The following is a 17,386-nucleotide window of genomic DNA, read 5'->3' as shown; positions in this document are numbered from 1 at the left end:
TTTAGCGCTGTTTTCCTGGTGCTTGTCCAGCCTGCGGGGCTGGAGCAGCATTTTTAAACGGATTAAGAAACAGCTTGGGAATACCCGTATCAAAACGAAGCAGCTTGCCAGTGTGCGGATGCTCGAATGCAAGCACGCGGGCATGGAGACCGAGTCTGCCAATAGGCTTGAGACGTGCGCCGTATTTTTTATCTCCGGTGATGGGATGGCCGATGTCCTCCATGTGGACGCGGATCTGATTTTTGCGGCCAGTCTCTAAATGCACCTCTAATAAGGAAAAGCTGTCGTTAGCCTGAATGAGCTTGTAGTGGGTTACAGCATGCTGTCCATCATTCGGATGGGAGCTGGAATACATTTTCAGCGTGCTGCTTTCCTTGAGCCACGATTGAATGGTGCCTTCAGGCTTGCGTACTTTTCCTTCTACAAGCGCTACATAGGAGCGTTCCTTGACGGCCTCCTGCCAGTTGTTTTGGAGCGATTGCTGCACCTTCTCGGTTTTGGCGAACATCATGACACCCGAGGTGTCGCGGTCCAGTCGATGCACGACGAAAATCCGATTTTTCGGATCGAAGGCGCGAACATGCGCCGTCAGCTGACGGTAAGCGGTAAACTCCTGCTCGTCCTTGGAGGAAGCGATGGACAGCAGTCCCGCATCCTTCTGCACGACGATAATAGCCTCGTCCTCATGTAAAATGGTGAGTCCCATAAGCGGCGGAGCTTCGACCGCTTTTTCCGTATTTATGGAAACCGTCTGCCCGACCTCAAGCGGAAAATTATATTTCGTCTGCACACGCTTATCGACCGATACTTGCCCGCGCGCCAAAACCGATTTGACCGAATTTCGTCCCATATGGGATAAGTGGGTCAATAAAAAAGCCAGCAGTTCCGACGGCTCATTGACCGTGAATTGCTTGGCCTGTGCGGCTTTACGCGGCTTGCCGCCTTCATTTTGTTTCCTCGACATGCTTAAATACCCCCTGCTTGTTCACTGCTGCTATCACTATACCACGGTTGGAAGGGATAATTCTATGCAGGGCGTATCGAATTACAATATTGTAAGGTAGATGTAAGGGAAAACGATAGCTTAGGTCAGCTTGGCAGGATAACATTAGAGCAAACGAAAATAGACATTTTTTTCAAAGGAGAATCGAGATGAGGCTATTTGAGCTGTTGCTTCTGTTATCAAACATCGGCTTGTTTGCATGGACGGCCCTATTAAAAAAAGGATGGCGTAGAATCCCCATATATGTTATAAGCGGGATCGCCACACTTTTGATGGTCATTCATTGGACGGTGGAAGGAGGCAGAGTTCAGTTATTTTTTCCATATTGCATAACGGTCATTTTTTTAGCCATTTCAGGTTATAGCTATTTTAAAAAAACGAGCCAAAAAAAAAAATCGCGATTCCTGCTGGGTTCCGCTTATACCGCTATAGCGATAATGCTGCTCGTAACAGCATGTCTCATGTATGCTTTTCCTCTATTTAAACTACCTGAACCGAAAGGCAAATTTAAGGTAGCAACGCAAGCTTTTCATTTCGTGGATACCAATAGGGAGGAGGTTTTTGACGAAGCTAGAGATAGTAAAAGAGAATTGATGGTTCAGGTTTGGTATCCTGCTCAAGCCGGGACTGGCAAGTACGCTCCCTTTATTCCAGATACCCAGATTTTACGCTATATGGCTGCGAACTATGGCCTTCCCGGGTTTACTTTTCAACACCTGAAGTACGTATCCAGTCATGCTTATATGGGGGCAAAAGTTTCTTCGGCACAGACTTCATTTCCGCTGATCCTTGAGAATCCCGGCAACGGCTCTTCTAGGTTCCTCCACACGTCGCAAGCGGAAAATCTCGCGAGTCACGGATATATCGTGGCTGTGATCGACCATACCTACAATACATTTGCGACTGAGTTTCCAGACGGTCGAATTACGACCAGCACAACCAATGACTTATTCTCACCCGACGATGATTACCAGACGAGTAGAGGAATTCGCGACAAGCTGGGAAAGGTTCTAACCGACGATGTGGCGTTTGTGCTGGACCAATTCGAGCTCATCCAATCGGGGCAGCTTTCAAGTCATCTAAAAGGGAGAGTTGATCTCGGTCATGTCGGGATATTCGGTCATTCCATCGGCGGAGCGACGGCCTATGACGCTGCTTACGATCCGCGAATCGCAGTTGGAATAGACCTTGATGGAGGGCTTTACCGGCTGCGCGACAGAGAGAGTCTGCAAAAGCCGTTTTTGTTCATTAACTCGGAAAGCTATTTCGAAAAATTAAAAATGGTGATGGATAACCGGGTCTACACGGATGCAGAGCTTGAGCGTATGGGCTCAACAAGAGAGTGGGAGGATCAAGTAACGGAGGATAAAAGGCTGGAGCTTGAACGGATGCGCGAAGCGGTTAACGAAGGGGGACAAGTTCTCTATATCGAAAATACGGAGCATTTAAATTTTGCCGACGTACAGTTTATTTCTCCTATTTTCAAAATGCTGGGCATTACAGGAAAGATAGCGCCCGAAAGAGCGAACGCCGTTATGAATGCCTATATGCTGGATTTCTTCGATAAGTATTTGAAAAATCAAGGCGGAAACTTAATGAAAGGAGCGGATAGCCGCTTCCTGAGGTGAAGTTTGTAACCCCGCTATAAGGGATAAATACAAGAGCATCAGCCAGACACAGCTATCAGATTGGGTGAAGCAACCCTCTAGCTTTTCTACTGACGGGTGGCCAAGTTTATCCCGATGGTAAATTGCTGAGAGCGGTGTATAATGATGTTCAGAACACTCTGTTGGTTGCAGATGAGAGAGGGTATTAAAAACAGAAAAGCTGGAATGGGCTAAGTTGAGAAGTAGAATCAGGCATAATGAATCAAGCAGGATATTAGGTGAAGCTCATGAATAGTAAGCATTGCTATTACGCTATATTTAATTATGAGGAAGATGGAATAACAATCACTTTCCCAGATTTACCTGGATGTATTTCCTGTGGGTATTCTACAGTTGAAGCATTGCAAATGGCAAAAGAGGCACTTGAATTGTACTTAGAAGATATAAAAAAAGAAGACATTCCTCAATCCACGATTTTAAAAGAGGAGATGTTAAAACCAACTGAAAAGATTTTCTTGATTGGACTTTAAAGGTTTGTTAATTAGCACATGATTAATAATTGTTTTTTTGAAAAAAGCTCAGTCCCCGCTAAGAAAGGGAACTGAACTTTAATGTTTTACTACGTAAGCTAGCTGTGCCGAGCTTAAGACTGCTCCGCAGCAGGCTTAACGAGTGATCCAGCGAGGCTTGTGCTTGCAGCCGAAGGAGTGGGTTCGGCTTTCGCAGCCACAGCTGCATCCGGTGTACCGCCTGGATGAAATTCATTTTCCATCTTGGCGACGACGACGGTTGCGACGCCGTTGCCGATCAGGTTCGTGATGGCGCGAGCCTCAGACATGAAGCGGTCAACGCCGAGCAGCAGCGCCATGCCAGCAACGGGAATGCTCGGGAATGCGGCAAGCGTCGCAGCCAGCGTAATAAACCCGGAGCCTGTAACGCCTGCGGCTCCCTTGGACGTCAGCATCAGTACGCCGAGCAGCGTAAGCTGCTGCCAGAGCGACATCTCAACGCCGGAGGCCTGAGCGACGAACATCGCGGCCATGGACAAATAAATCGCCGTACCGTCAAGGTTGAACGAGTACCCGGTTGGAACCACAAGTCCAACGACGGGCTTGGAGCAGCCGTATTTTTCTAGCTTATCCATCATGCGCGGCAGCGCCGATTCGGAGGACGAAGTGCCAAGCACAAGGAAAATTTCATCCTTGATATACCGGATAAAGCTGAAAATGCTAAAGCCATAAAAGCGGGCAATCGAGCCGAGCACAAGGATGATGAACAGCGCCATCGTAATATAGACGGAGCCCATCAGCTTGCCGAGCGAGGTCAGCGAGCCAATGCCGAACTTGCCGATGGTGTAGGACATAGCGCCGAAAGCAGCAAGCGGCGAAAGCTTCATGATCATATTGACGATGCCGAAAAAGCCATGCGACAGCTTGTCAAACAGCTGGGTAACTGGTTTTGCCGATTGTCCCATCGCCGTAAGCGACAAGCCGAACAAAATTGCGAATAAGAGTATCGGCAGCAAATCGCCGCCAGCCATGGCCGAAATGACGTTATCCGGAATAATGCCGAGTATAAAATCCACCATACTGTGGCTGGACTGAGCAGCAGCGTCGGTGTACTTCGTAATGTCGCCGCTGGCTTTGCTGGCATCAATGCCTGCGCCCGGCTTCACCAAATTGACGACGATGAGGCCAATCGCAAGCGCTAGCGTCGTCACAATTTCAAAATAGAGCAGCGCCTTGCCGCCGATGCGGCCGACTTTTTTCATATCGCCCATATTGGCAATGCCGTTCACGACGGTGAAAAAGACGATGGGAGCAATAACCATTTTGATCAGCTTAATGAATCCATCGGCAAGCACCTTCATTTTCTCGCCAAGCTCCGGGAAGTAATGGCCAAATAAAATACCAATAATGATCGCACACACGACTTGGACGGTTAGGTTTTTCAGGTTGAATTTCAGCTTCATGAGGAGGGCCCCACTTTCTTTTATCAAAATGAAAACGCTTTAATTTTGTTTGCGTCCTCATTGTAAAAGAAGGAGAGCCTCTGTCACAAGCATACGGTCATATTGTTCGTTTTGGTTATTTTGGTCGCGTGATTTCCTTCATCAGCGCTTCCCCGATCCTATCGCGGTATTGGTCATAAATCGGCAGAAAAGCCCGCACCCATTGCTCCCGCTCCTGCGGGGTCAGCGTATGAATGTCAATATCCTTCAATTGCTTGAGCTGACCAAGCTGCTGCTCCTGCATGGCCGCTGTGTTCCGCATCATCCACTCGGTCGTTTCTGTAAGCGCGCTTTGCAGCTCGGCCTGAATGCTCGGGGGGAGCTCATCCCAAAAGCTTTCGTTAAACATTACGCCATAGCCGAGATAGCCGTGATTGCTAATCGTCATATAATGCTGCGTCTGGAACAGCTGCTTCGTAAAAATATTGGAAATCGTATTTTCCTGTCCATTGACGATGCCTTTTTTTAAGCTTGCAAATACTTGGTTAAAGGGGATTTTCTCTGTAGTGGCGCCAAGCGCTTGAAATTGGCTGATGACGACATCGCTCGGCAGCATGCGGAATTTCAGCCCTGCAAAATCTTCTGGAACCCGCAGTGGACGAATGCTGTTCGTCATTTGCTTGAAGCCATTGCTCCAAAAGGCAACGCTTTTTATATGATGCTTCTCCATCGCAGCAGCTAAAAGCGTGCCAAGCTCCCCTGCAAGCGCCTTATCCACTGCCTGCTGATCGGAAAAAGCAAAGGGCAGGTCCATAACGAGCCAGGCGGAATCGACGGCGCTTAGATTGGAAAAGGAGGGTGCGATCATTTGAATATCTCCACGCTTGAGCGCTGCGACCTCGGTATCCTCGGTATACAGCATGCCGTTTGGAAATATTTGAATTTCAACGGCTTCCTTCGTCTTTTCCTTGACGAGCTTGGCGAAATGGGTAGCCGCCAGTCCCTTCGGTGTATTTTCCGCGACCACATGGCTGAACTTAATGACGATTCTATCCGTCAGTCCCGTTTGTTCTTCATCAAAGGGCAGGTTACGAGTTGCCTCGGGACGAAAGCCGAACAAAATGGCTGCCAGCAAGCCGACAGCAATAAAGCTGATCATACCGATTGTGGTTTTCATTTTTAAACCACTCTCCTTCCCTACCCGCCAGATTAGCAGCGTTTGCCGCAGTTGCTATTTTACCCTTATTATTTCACAATAGAGAAAAAACGTAAACGAAGCAACAGGGAGGAGAAGCGATGCTCAGCCATCTGCGAATTTATTGGAAAATGATCTTGCTGTCATTCGGACTCGTTCTCCTCTCGCTGCTTATCGGCGGCATTGTCGTCATTGGAAGCGTCACCCGCATGAAGGAGGATGAGCTTAAGCAGCGGCTGCTAATTACAGCCCGAACCGTTGCCGAGCTGCCATCCATTAAAAATCAGATCAATGAACCAGATAGCGCAAGCTGGATTGCGCCTGTGGCGGACAATATCCGCATGATTAATAATGTGGCTTATGTCGTCGTTCTGGATATGAACCGGACGAGGCTATCTCATCCATTAGCGGCAAGGATCGGCGGCAAGTTTCATTCATCGGATGCGGATGCCGCGTTTGCCGAGCACACCTATATGTCGAAGGTGAAGGGGGAGGCGGGCGTTGCGTTGCGCGCTTATGTCCCCATTTTGAATGAAGCCCATCAGCAGGTAGGCGTCGTCGTGGCGGGCGGGCTGCTGCCGGGACTGGCGAAGCTTATCGAGGAGCAGAAAAGCTCGATTGCACTTACGCTGCTGATTGCTTTATTATTTGGGATATTCGGTTCAGCGCTGCTTGCTCGGCATATTAAACGGCAAATGTACAATTTGGAGCCGCATGAAATTGCGCGTATGTATGGGGAGCGCACAGCGGCCTTCCAGGCGATGCACGAAGGGGTCATTGCGATTGACAGATCGGAGCTGATCACGATTTTTAATGAGCGGGCGAAGCAGATTTTCAGCGTATCCCGCGACGTAGTTGGATTGCCGATTAGGGAGGTGCTGCCGGATACACGGCTGCCCGAAATTATGGAGCTGGAGCGCCCTGTTTTTAATCAAGAGCTGCGCGTAGGCAAAACGCTGATCTGGAGCAACCGCATTCCAATTCTTGAGCAGGGAAAGATGATCGGCGCGATTGCGATTTTTCAAGATCGGACCGAGGTAACCCGCATAGCAGAGGAGTTGACGGGTGTGCGAGAGTTCGTCGATGCGCTGCGGGTACAAAATCATGAGCATAGCAACAAGCTGCACACGATTGCCGGACTGCTTCAATTGGATAAAAAAGAGCAGGCACTGCAATATGTATACGATATTTCCGGCCAGCAGGAGGAGCTGACGCAGTTTCTGCATCAGCATATTGCGGATGACAGCCTAGCAGGCCTGCTGCTTGGCAAAATCAGCCGGGGCAAGGAGCTGGGCATTCAGGTTAAGCTTGATCCTCATATGGAGGTAAAGCAATTTCCCGTCATGCTGGATCAGCATGATATAGTGCTGCTTATCGGCAATTTGATTGAAAATGCTTTTGATGCGCTGGCGCAAGTAACGCGCAATGAAAAGGAAATTTATGTTAGTATGGAGCAGGATGAAGAATTGCTGTCTATACTTGTTGAAGATAATGGCTGCGGCATGCCACTTGAGGTGCAGTCGCGTATTTTTGAACGGGGCTATACGACGAAAGGCAGCGACAATCGCGGTATTGGACTGTATTTGGTTGGCAGCATCGTCGATAAGGGCGATGGGAAGCTGCGTATTGAGTCAGAGCCAGGAAGCGGTACGGCTATTGAGCTAACATTTCCGATGGGAGGGGCTGGCGGATGAATGTGAAGGCGGAGGATATGAGCAAAGGACAGGACGGAAGCTTTTTCAAAGTGGTGCTTATCGAAGATGATCCTATGGTGCAGGAGGTTAATCGCCAGTTTGTTGAGCAGGTAGACGGATTTCAGGTCGTGGGCATTGCGGGGAATGGGCTGGAGGGCCTGCGCCTCATCCGTGAGCTTGCACCGGATTTGGTGTTTCTTGACGTATTTATGCCAGCACTAGACGGGATGGCGGCGCTGCGGGAGCTGCGGTCGGCGGCAATGCCTGTTGATGTTATTGTCGTAACAGCGGCGAAAGACCCTGAGACGATTCGCGAAATGCTGCGCGGGGGCGCGATGGATTATATTATTAAGCCCTTTAAGCTGGAGCGGATTCGCCAAACCTTGGAGCGTTACCGCGACCGCCATGAGGGCTTGGCGGAAGAAAAGGCTGTTACCCAAGAGGAGCTGGATCGTATGCTGCTCAGTGGGGAAAACGGGGGGCAGGGGCAGAAGCGTGGCAGTGGGCAGCAGGAAACGGGACAGGCTGGACAAACAGGACAGATTGGGCCGCTAGGACAAGTTGGACGAGGTGAACAAACAGGACAAGCAGGACAAGCAGGACAAGCAGGACAAGCAGGACAAGCAGGACAAGCAGGACAAGCAGGACAAGCAAGGCCAGTAAGGGCAGCAGGGCAAGCCGGATTTCTTGGGCTGGATGAGCAGCAAAGCAGCCTGCCGAAAGGACTTAATGCGGCTACGTTGCGGCAAATTATCGAGGTCATGCATCGCCTGGAGGGCGGGGTTTCGGCGGAGGAAGCAGCCGAGAAAATCGGTATAGCAAGAGTAACGGCGAGGCGCTATTTGGATTTTTTGGAGAAGAGCGGTTATGTGTTGCTGGAAATCAACTATGGCGGGGTTGGGCGTCCCATCAATCGCTATGTATTGCAGCAAAGACCAAAATGACCAAAACCAACAATATGGTCAAAAGCTTCCCACGTTTTCATGGAACCGTTATCATGAAGGCAAATAAGCAAGCGCTTAAGCGTTTGCAAAGGGAGTGTGGTCAGGATGGCGGTGCCGGCAACGGGAAGCACGAATATCGTATTGCGTTTGGAGATGGACAAGGAAACGTCAACCTTCGGCCGGATTGCTACGGCAATTGGTGAGGCGGGCGGCGACATAGTAGCTGTGGACGTAAGCGGGACAAGCAAAGCATCGACGATTCGTGATGTGACGGTCAATATTACGGATACGCAGCGCAAAGAACTAATTGTAAGCGTATTAAATAAGTCGCCAGGCGTAAAGGTGCTGCAGGTGTCAGACCAGACCTTCCTTATGCATCTTGGCGGTAAAATCGAAGTAACACCGAAAATGACGATTAAAACACGCGATGATCTGTCGCGGGTGTACACGCCGGGCGTGGCGAATATTTGCATGGCTATACATGAAAGCCCAAAGCGGGCACACTCGCTCACGATAAAAAGAAATACGATAGCCGTCGTATCGGACGGAACAGCCGTATTAGGGCTTGGCAACATCGGGCCGCTCGCGGCGATGCCAGTCATGGAGGGCAAGGCGATGCTGTTTAAGCAGCTCGCAGGAGTCGATGCCTTCCCGATCTGCCTCGATACACAGGATACGGAAGAAATAATTGCGACCATTAAGCGCATTGCCCCTACTTTCGGCGGCATTAATCTCGAAGATATATCGTCGCCGCGCTGCTTCGAAATTGAGAGGCGTCTCATTGAGGAGCTGGACATTCCGGTATTCCACGATGACCAGCATGGCACAGCGGTCGTGCTGCTTGCAGGTCTTATTAATGCAGTCAAGCTTGCTGGCAAGCAGCTTGCAGATTGCAAGGTTGTGCTTTGCGGCGTTGGGGCGGCAGGCATTGCCTGCACGAAGATTTTGCTAGCGGCAGGTGTGCGGAACATCATCGGAGTTGATCGTGAGGGTGCGCTCGTCGCTGGCAATAGCTACGCGCATGAAGCGTGGAGCTGGTATGCGGAGCATACGAATCCGAACCGGGAGCAGGGCAAGCTGAGTGAAGTCATTGCGGGCGCAGATATTTTTATCGGCGTATCGGGGCCGGGCGTGCTTAAGGCGGATGATGTCCGCAAAATGGCGAAGGATGCCATTGTGTTCGCAATGGCAAATCCAACGCCGGAAATAACGCCGGAGGAAGCGGAAGGCCTTGTGCGTGTCATTGCGACGGGGCGGTCGGATTATCCGAATCAGATTAATAATGTTCTATGCTTCCCCGGATTGTTCCGCGGTGTATTGGACTGCCGGGCGTCGCGGGTGACAGAGGAGATGAAGCTGGCTGCCGCCGAGGCGATTGCTGCGGTAGTTACCGAGGATGAGCTGAATGAATATTACATCATTCCAAGCATATTTAATCCGCATGTGGCAGATCGTGTCAAAGAGGCGGTTATTGAAGCGGCGTATGCCTCTGGCGTTGCCCGCAGACGGGAGCGCAAGCTTTAGCTTGCATATGGCGAGAGCGCAGGAAATAAAATAAGGGAATATATGGATTATTGAGAAGGTTGAAAAAGGGGAATGCTTCGAGGCTAGCTACGGGCCTGGGGCATTCTTTTTTTGTCATGTTAGAAAAATCACTTTCAAAAACAAACAAAAGTAATACAATATAAACAAAGATGTTGAATACGAAAAAGGGGGACGCGCAAATGGAATTTACCTTATTACATCCTTCTGATCAGCTGGTTATGATGATGGAGCGCATTTACGGCTATGGCATGACGACGACGTCAGGGGGCAATTTATCGCTTTTGGACGATAATGGCGATCTTTGGATTACGCCTGCGGGAATGGATAAGGGTGAGCTGACGCGGCAGGACATCGTTTGTGTGAAGGCGGACGGTACGATTGCAGGCAATCATAGGCCATCGAGCGAATACCCGTTTCATCAGATGATTTATCGCAGAAGGCCGGATATTCGAACGGTTGTTCATGCTCATCCACCAGCGCTTGTGGCGTTCAGCATGGTGCGTAAAGTGCCCAATGTCCGCCTGCTGCCGAATGACTATTTGATCTGCGGCGAGGTGGGCATGGCGAAATACGGCTTGCCGGGAAGCGCGGAGCTGGGTGAAAATATAGCGGATGTATTCAGCGAGGGCTTGAACACGATTATGCTGGAAAATCACGGCGTCGTGGTGGGCGGCGGCGATTTATTCGAAGCCTTTCAAAGATTCGAGACGCTTGAATATTGCGCGCGGATGGAGATACAGGCAAATCGGATCGGGACGCCAATAACGCTGGCAGCCGAGCAGCTGGCGGATACGCGCGAGGTGCTGCTGGAGGAGTTTGTACCTGACTTTTACAGCAGTGAGGAGAAGGAAGCACGGCGGGAAATGTGCAAGCTCATTAAGCGTTCTTACGATCAGCGGCTGTTTACGAGCACGCAGGGGACCTTTTCCCATCGGGTCGGTGAAAATTCCTTCATTATTACGCCGTATGATCAGGACCGTAAATATGTGGAGCCAGCGGATCTCGTGCGCATCGACGGCGGGAAGAAAGAGGCAGGCAAGGTGCCTAGCCGCTCGGTGCAGTTTCACCAGCATATTTATGAGACGCAGCGGCATGTGAACTCGGTTATTATTGCCCATCCGCCTAACATTATGGCGTTTGCTGTGACAGCGGAGCTGCTGGATTCGCGGACGATCCCGGAAAGCTATATTTTGCTGCGGAATATTCCTAAGCTGCCGTATGGAGAATTGTATACGAAGCCGCAGGAGGCGGCACAGCTTTTTCAGGAGAATACGCCGATCGTCATTGCCGAAAATGACTGCGTCATCGTCACCGGGCAAAGCCTGCTGAACGCCTTCGACCGTCTGGAGGTCGCCGAATACAGCGCGAAAGCAACGATTTCAGCGAAAAATATTGGGGCGATAGTGCATATGGAGCAGTCGCGGATTGTGGAGCTGGAGCAGGCATTTGGGTTGAAGTAACAGGATTATTGGTAAAAATACAAAATATGGTAGTTATTGCCCAGTCCGTAATTTTACGGGGTGGGCTTTTTTTTATAGCTTTAGATTAAGGGAGCGTATTCTTAAATCCTAAAGAGATTAAATTATAAATCTAAACTTTTACAAAGATCTAATTTATGTTAAATTATAAGTTACGTGAAAAATTGTTTATTCAATAATAGTCAGATGTGAAGTAAGCAGGGGGCACATATGAGCTGTAAATTTTTTTGTGAGACAAATTGAAGTATAAAAAGAAGCATTATGAAGTATTTGCGTAATAAGCAGTTTATTGATGTTTTTATTATTTTACTTGGAGGGTTTTAAAATGTTGAATTTTATTCAAATAGTCTATCAAAGGGATAGACAGAGAAATTTTAAATTTGTTATAAGCTTGATTGTAGCTATTGCTATTTTATTTGTTTATCAAAATTCTATTTATGCGGCTTCGTATTATTATGAGTATGATGATTCCAATAGATTAATAGCTATATATACAACGGATGGTAATAAACAATATAAAATTTCTTATAATTATGATGCTGCTGGTAATTTGATTTCTAAAAGTAAAACAGAAGTATCTTCTATATTGGCACCTCAAGAGACTAGTTATTCTAATGTGTCCTATGAAATTATTGTAAATGGCATTGATTCGAATGCGACAAATGTTCGTTTTAAAACGTCGACCTCGCAGGATCCTGTGCCAGTTTGGAGAGAAGGGGAGAAAGTGATAGAGGGTATCTGGAAAATCATAGTACCTTTCAGTGAGCATGTTGGGATTGGTCTTTATTCGACAGATATTTATGTAGGAAATACACTTTGGAATTCAAGCAATACAATAGTCAAGCACACGACCAGTATCCGAATTCCAACTAAACCTAGTCTGACAGCAAAGGGTTATGAGGTGTATGTAGACGGAGTAGGCGATAGAGTAACCAAAGTTCAATTCCCCACGTGGACAATTCTAAATGGACAAGATGATTTGGTATGGAGTGAGGGCGTAAAGGTTTCGCAAGGCACATGGAAAGTGTGGATACCATTTAATGAGCACAATTATGAAAAAGGTAGCTATGTTACTCATATTTATACGTATGATACCGTTGGTAACAAATTGGGGATTGCTAATTTTACTGTTGAAGTGACGGAAGGCGTAGCAGCCCCTGAAGAAACGAGTAGTTCCAATGCTTCTTATGACATTATTGCTTATGGGGTAGATGTTGGAGCAACATCTGTGAGGTTCCCTACATGGTCAACACAGGATCAGGGCCAGGTGTGGCATGAGGGTGAAAAAATTCAAAATGGTGTTTGGAAAGCAACTATTCCACTGAGTCAACATGTTGGAATTGGTCTATATACAACACATATTTATGTTGGGAATACATTCTGGAAATTAAGTACTACAACGGTCAAGCATACGACCAGTATCCGAATTCCATCTGAGGTTAGTCTTGCGGCGGGTGGTTATGAGGTGTATGTAGATGGGGTAGGAGAACGGGTTAAGAAAGTTAGGTTCCCAACATGGACAAATTTGAATGGACAAGATGATTTAGTATGGAGCGAAGGAGAAAAAGTAGCTGAAGGTACATGGAAAGTGTGGATTCCGTTCAGTGAGCACAATTATGAAAAAGGTAGTTATATTACACATATTTATACGTATGATGCTGTTGGTAACAAATTGGGGATTGCCAATCGTACAGTTGAAGTGAAGGAAGGTGTGGCAGCTTCGGTAGAAACAAGTAGTTCCAATGCTTCTTATGACATTATTGCTTATGGCATTGATACTGCAGCAACAAGTGTAAAGTTCTCTACATGGTCAGTGAAGGATCAGAATGCTATTTTTAATGAGGGGACCAAGATTCAAGCCGGGGTATGGAAGGTGACTATTCCGTTCAGTGAACATGTTGGGATTGGTTTATATACAACAAATATTTATGTGGATAATGTACTTTGGAAAATTAACAGCACAACGGTTAAGCATACAACTAGCTTGCGAATTCCAAAAGAAGTAAATTTAACAGCAGGCGGGTATGAGATTTATATAGACGGTGTGGGGGATCGTGTAACAAGAGTTCGTTTTCCGACGTGGACTACTTTGAATGGGCAAGATGATTTAGTGTGGAATGAAGGAGAAAAGGTAGCACAAGGTACATGGAAAGTGTGGATTCCATTTAATCAACATAATAATGAAAAAGGCAGCTATATTACACATGTTTATACGTATGATGCTGCTGGTAATAATTTGGGGATCGAAAACGGCATTGTAATAGTAAAGTAATGAAATTAGGCTGACATAATTATAAAAGGAGCCTAAGGAAGGTGAAAATATTTATCGTCTTTATAATGGAACGGGTGATGCAGCCTCATACCAATATGCAGATTCAGAATGGATACCGGTAAGGGGCTTACAAAGTTATGCCGTTTTTGCAGATATGAGGTATGGACTTAATGCTTGTACTTGGAATCATTGAATTTGATTTAATGGTACTCAGTTGGCCTATCATTCGACAAAATTTTTAAATGGAAATTGGGCAGTCGCATAGAAGTTCTGTTAATTTTACAACCAAAGCAACTACGAAATTTGTTAAAAACAGGTTTGCAGTTGTTGGTGCGGAAAAGGCTTATTTGGATATAGATAATATTGAGTTAATACAAAGTAAATTACCGTAAAAACAGATTGAATGATGTTTATTTAGCATGTTTCTAGTCCATAGCTAATTTTGTGTAGGGGATTTGACCTCCTCCTGCATAACAATTGGCCCTGGGCTTTTTTATGTGCATTTTATTGTACTCTCATTAAAAGTTGTAGAAAACATCTGAAATTTCATTAAAATCAGTGTTGATAACCTTTTGTTTCTAATTTTTCGACATTTAAATTTAAAATCCGACAAAATATCTTAGTGAAATATAGAAATGGAGAATGGTATATTTATTGTTGGGTCTTTTAGAGTATTGAAGGGATTCATTATGTCATTATTTTAGTTAATTAACGGTAACAGGATTAATATAAAAGGAGCAGAGTAGTGAACAAATTATATGTCTACAAAATGTTAATAAGTATATGTATATTGGCAATGTTAGGTCAGTATTATTCGGTTGGAAGTATTTATGCCACTTCAATTGATCTTCAAGCTTCCCAAGGTCAGCCTGCTATTAAATCAGGAACTAAATATATATATGGTAATAATGGTTTACTTGATTACATTCATTTACCAACAGGACAGTTTATGAAACATAACTATGATGCGAATGGGAATTTGCTTCAAAAAAAGAATGTTGTAATGAGTCCTACCAATAGTCTTGCATATAATGGGAATCAAGTACTAGAACTCTCAAGTAACGGTGTCAATACAGCAGCAGGTGGTAAAAACACCGTCGAATTTTGGATGTACTGGGATGGTACAGAGGCTGCGATGCCGTTTGCATGGTATCCAGGATATGATTTGTATTTAGCCGGGGGCATGTTCGGATTTAATATATTCAACGGAGATATTATGGGAGTACCGTCGGCAACCTTGAAAAACCGATGGGTGCATGTAGCAGCCGTATTTTATAACGGAGAAATATCTCCAGCCACTACATAGATGGAGTGAAGCAAACATTAAGGGATTTTGCGGCAACATCAAGCAGACGTCCTGTAAGTGTGAGCGATAAAGTGAATATTGGCGGATATACAGAAGGAGGAACGAACCACTACACGTTTAAAGGCAAGCTGTCTAATATGCGAATATGGAATAAAGGGCCCTCTGCTGATCAAATTCAATCTAATATGTATCGCAGGCTTGCAGGAAACGAGCAGGGACTAGTGGGAGAATGGGTTTTGTTCGAAAGCCCGATAGAATCAAAGCAATTTAGCGGAAATCAAGTGTTAGAGCTCTCAAGTAATGGTGTCAACACAGCAGCAGGTGGAAAAAACACCGTCGAATTTTGGATGTATTGGGATGGTACAGATGCTGTGATGCCGTTTGCATGGTATCCAGGATATGATTTGTATTTAGCCGGGGGCATGTTGGGATTTAATATATTCAACGGAGATATTATGGGAGTGCCGTCAGCAACATTGAAAAACCGATGGGTGCATGTAGCAGCGGTATTTTATAACGGAGAAATAAACCCAACCAATGTCGAACTCTACATAGATGGAGTGAAGCAAACATTAAGGGATTTTGCGGCAGCATCAAGCAGACGTCCTGTAAGTGTAGGTAATAAAGTGAATATTGGCGGGTATGCAGAAGGAGCAACTAATCTTTACACGTTTAAAGGGAAGCTGTCCAATATGCGAATATGGAATACGGGGTTGTCTGTAGGTCAATTTCAATCCAACATGTATCGCAAGCTAGCAGGAAATGAGCAGGGGCTTGTGGGAGAATGGGTCTTGTCTGACAGTCCGCTAGAATCTAAGCAATTTAACGGGGATCAGGTACTAGAGCTCTCAAGTAACGGGGTCAACATAGCAGCAGGTGGAAAGAATACCGTTGAATTTTGGATGTACTGGGATGGTACAGATGCTGTGATGCCGTTTGCATGGTATCCAGGATATGATTTGTATTTAGCCGCAGGCATGTTTGGATTTAATATATTCAACGGGGATATTATGGGGGCACCATCAGCAGCGTTGAAAAACCGATGGGTACATGTAGCAGCCATATTTTATAACGGAGAAATATCCTCGGCCAATGTCGAACTTTACATAGATGGAGTGAAGCAAACATTAAAGGATTTTGCGGCAGCGTCAAGCAGACGTCCTGTAAGTGTGGGCAATAAAGTGAATATTGGCGGGTATGCGGAAGGCGGAGCAAACCACTACACGTTTAAACATTGGCGGCATCTTGATTTCTGGAATTGGAAAACCTATATCCATGCCAGAGTTCCAAGAACAGAGTGCACGAATTGCGGCAAAATACTGCTCGTCCCTGCCCCGTGGTCTCGCCCGAAATCGCACTTTACGCTGTATTTTGAAGCCTGGGCCATGCGTCTGATGGCGGAAATGCCTGTGAATGCCGCCGCCCGTGAGCTTCGAGAACACGATACTCGTATGTGGCGGATCTTTCGTTACTACGTGAATAAAGCGATGACAGATTTGGATTTGTCGAAAGTGAAACGAATAGCCGTGGATGAAACTTCTTCACGCCGCGGTCATCGTTACATCACACTATTTGTAGATGTCGATACCAAGCTAGTGCTGTTTGCAACGGAAGGCAAAGGGAAAGATACCATTGCGCGCTTTCACAGCCATCTGCTGGATAAAGGTGTAGAACCTGCACAAATACAGGAGTTTTGCAGCGATATGTCCGTCTCATTCATAAGCGGTATTGAAGAGCAGTTCCCACAAGCAGAACTGACTTTCGATAAATTTCATGTCATGAAATTGGTCAATGAAGCCGTTGATGATGTTCGAAGATCGGAACAAAAAGAAGCTCCTCAGCTCAAGAAAACGAAATATCTCTGGTTGAAGAATGAAGCCAATTTAAAGGCAGAACAGAAGGAAGAGCTGCAATGTCTGAAGGACAGTAACTTGAAGACAGGCAGAGCGTATCGCTTAAAGCTCGCGATGCAAGACTTATGGACGACGCCTCATCTACTTGCTGATGTGTATCTCCGTGAATGGATCGGTTGGGCAAGACGATCTCAACTTGAGCCGATGATTAAACTTGCAAAAACCATTAAAACGCATGAAGAGGGCATACTTCGATGGTTTCACAGTAAGATGACCAACGGTTTGCTTGAAGGGATTAATGGACTTGTTCAAGCCTCAAAACGAAAGGCACGCGGTTACCGGAACGTGAATAACTTGATTTCTATGGCTTACATGACCGCTAATAAAACACGACTTCCAGCACTCGCAGCACGTAGGAGCTAAACTCGTCAGTTCCCCTTTTCCATTCTACCAGATTTTAAAGAAACTCTCACATCTAAGCGACACTATGAATCTAAATAATTCGGTGTTAGCCACTCAATTGAGCGAAGAGCCACAA

11 protein-coding genes and 1 pseudogene are annotated in these 17,386 nt (G+C 46.5%); 9 read left to right on the top strand and 3 right to left on the bottom strand.

The annotated features are described in order from the left end of the window. Position 1 precedes the first annotated feature (1 nt). Positions 2-964 carry an RluA family pseudouridine synthase gene (locus tag V5J77_RS19865; protein WP_338552567.1) on the bottom strand — a complete coding sequence of 321 codons (963 nt, stop codon included), beginning with the start codon at positions 962-964 and terminating at the stop codon, positions 2-4. A gap of 188 nt (positions 965-1,152) precedes the next feature. Here V5J77_RS19865 and V5J77_RS19860 point away from each other — a divergent pair. Together V5J77_RS19860 and V5J77_RS19855 are read left to right on the top strand one after the other, a co-directional pair. Beyond that, a pseudogene (locus V5J77_RS19860) lies at positions 1,153-2,651 on the top strand (dienelactone hydrolase). A 246-nt stretch (positions 2,652-2,897) separates the two neighbouring features. Beyond that, positions 2,898-3,140 (top strand): type II toxin-antitoxin system HicB family antitoxin, encoded by a 243-nt coding sequence (locus V5J77_RS19855; protein WP_338556937.1) that lies wholly within the window; start codon positions 2,898-2,900, stop codon positions 3,138-3,140. A 113-nt stretch (positions 3,141-3,253) separates the two neighbouring features. Here V5J77_RS19855 and V5J77_RS19850 read toward each other — a convergent pair whose 3' ends face one another. After that, positions 3,254-4,582 carry a dicarboxylate/amino acid:cation symporter gene (locus V5J77_RS19850; RefSeq protein WP_338552566.1) on the bottom strand — a complete coding sequence of 443 codons (1,329 nt, stop codon included), beginning with the start codon at positions 4,580-4,582 and terminating at the stop codon, positions 3,254-3,256. Between the two features lie 115 nt (positions 4,583-4,697). Beyond that, positions 4,698-5,738, bottom strand: a complete 1,041-nt coding sequence (locus tag V5J77_RS19845; protein WP_338552565.1) for a DctP family TRAP transporter solute-binding subunit — start codon at positions 5,736-5,738, stop codon at positions 4,698-4,700. Between the two features lie 119 nt (positions 5,739-5,857). Between V5J77_RS19845 and V5J77_RS19840 the strand changes: the two genes are divergently transcribed. The 7 genes from V5J77_RS19840 (at position 5,858) to V5J77_RS19810 (ending at position 17,271) form a co-directional block, all read left to right on the top strand. After that, positions 5,858-7,450, top strand: a complete 1,593-nt coding sequence (locus tag V5J77_RS19840; RefSeq protein ID WP_338552564.1) for a sensor histidine kinase — start codon at positions 5,858-5,860, stop codon at positions 7,448-7,450. Then, positions 7,447-8,394: a response regulator gene (locus tag V5J77_RS19835; RefSeq protein WP_338552563.1), complete on the top strand. Its 948-nt coding sequence runs from the start codon at positions 7,447-7,449 to the stop codon at positions 8,392-8,394. Before V5J77_RS19840 ends, V5J77_RS19835 begins: the two co-directional genes overlap by 4 nt. Before the next feature lie 105 nt (positions 8,395-8,499). Continuing rightward, positions 8,500-9,918: an NAD-dependent malic enzyme gene (locus V5J77_RS19830; protein WP_338552562.1), complete on the top strand. Its 1,419-nt coding sequence runs from the start codon at positions 8,500-8,502 to the stop codon at positions 9,916-9,918. A gap of 200 nt (positions 9,919-10,118) precedes the next feature. Next, the gene (locus V5J77_RS19825; protein WP_338552561.1) at positions 10,119-11,399 is read left to right on the top strand and encodes a class II aldolase/adducin family protein; all 1,281 of its coding nucleotides are present in this window, start codon (positions 10,119-10,121) and stop codon (positions 11,397-11,399) included. 343 nt (positions 11,400-11,742) lie between these two features. After that, a complete protein-coding gene (locus V5J77_RS19820) occupies positions 11,743-13,689 on the top strand; it encodes a GBS Bsp-like repeat-containing protein (RefSeq protein ID WP_338552560.1) in 1,947 nt (648 codons plus the stop codon). Positions 13,690-14,434: 745 nt separating this feature from the next. Then, positions 14,435-14,995: a hypothetical protein gene (locus tag V5J77_RS19815; protein WP_338552559.1), complete on the top strand. Its 561-nt coding sequence runs from the start codon at positions 14,435-14,437 to the stop codon at positions 14,993-14,995. Positions 14,996-15,054: 59 nt separating this feature from the next. Continuing rightward, positions 15,055-17,271 carry an ISL3 family transposase gene (locus V5J77_RS19810; protein ID WP_338552558.1) on the top strand — a complete coding sequence of 739 codons (2,217 nt, stop codon included), beginning with the start codon at positions 15,055-15,057 and terminating at the stop codon, positions 17,269-17,271. Positions 17,272-17,386: the final 115 nt, after the last annotated feature.

Source organism: Paenibacillus sp. KS-LC4, assembly GCF_036894955.1.
In the GTDB taxonomy this organism is placed as follows: domain Bacteria; phylum Bacillota; class Bacilli; order Paenibacillales; family Paenibacillaceae; genus Pristimantibacillus.
This window is presented reverse-complemented; position numbering and strand designations above follow the sequence as displayed.

Excerpts from the sequence above, each read along its gene's own strand:
- V5J77_RS19865 (WP_338552567.1), bottom strand. The coding sequence starts at position 964 with ATGTCGAGGAAACAAAATGAAGGCGGCAAGCCGCGTAAAGCCGCACAG.
- V5J77_RS19855 (WP_338556937.1), top strand. The coding sequence starts at position 2,898 with ATGAATAGTAAGCATTGCTATTACGCTATATTTAATTATGAGGAAGAT.
- V5J77_RS19850 (WP_338552566.1), bottom strand. The coding sequence starts at position 4,582 with ATGAAGCTGAAATTCAACCTGAAAAACCTAACCGTCCAAGTCGTGTGT.
- V5J77_RS19845 (WP_338552565.1), bottom strand. The coding sequence starts at position 5,738 with ATGAAAACCACAATCGGTATGATCAGCTTTATTGCTGTCGGCTTGCTG.
- V5J77_RS19840 (WP_338552564.1), top strand. The coding sequence starts at position 5,858 with ATGCTCAGCCATCTGCGAATTTATTGGAAAATGATCTTGCTGTCATTC.
- V5J77_RS19835 (WP_338552563.1), top strand. The coding sequence starts at position 7,447 with ATGAATGTGAAGGCGGAGGATATGAGCAAAGGACAGGACGGAAGCTTT.
- V5J77_RS19830 (WP_338552562.1), top strand. The coding sequence starts at position 8,500 with ATGGCGGTGCCGGCAACGGGAAGCACGAATATCGTATTGCGTTTGGAG.
- V5J77_RS19825 (WP_338552561.1), top strand. The coding sequence starts at position 10,119 with ATGGAATTTACCTTATTACATCCTTCTGATCAGCTGGTTATGATGATG.
- V5J77_RS19820 (WP_338552560.1), top strand. The coding sequence starts at position 11,743 with ATGTTGAATTTTATTCAAATAGTCTATCAAAGGGATAGACAGAGAAAT.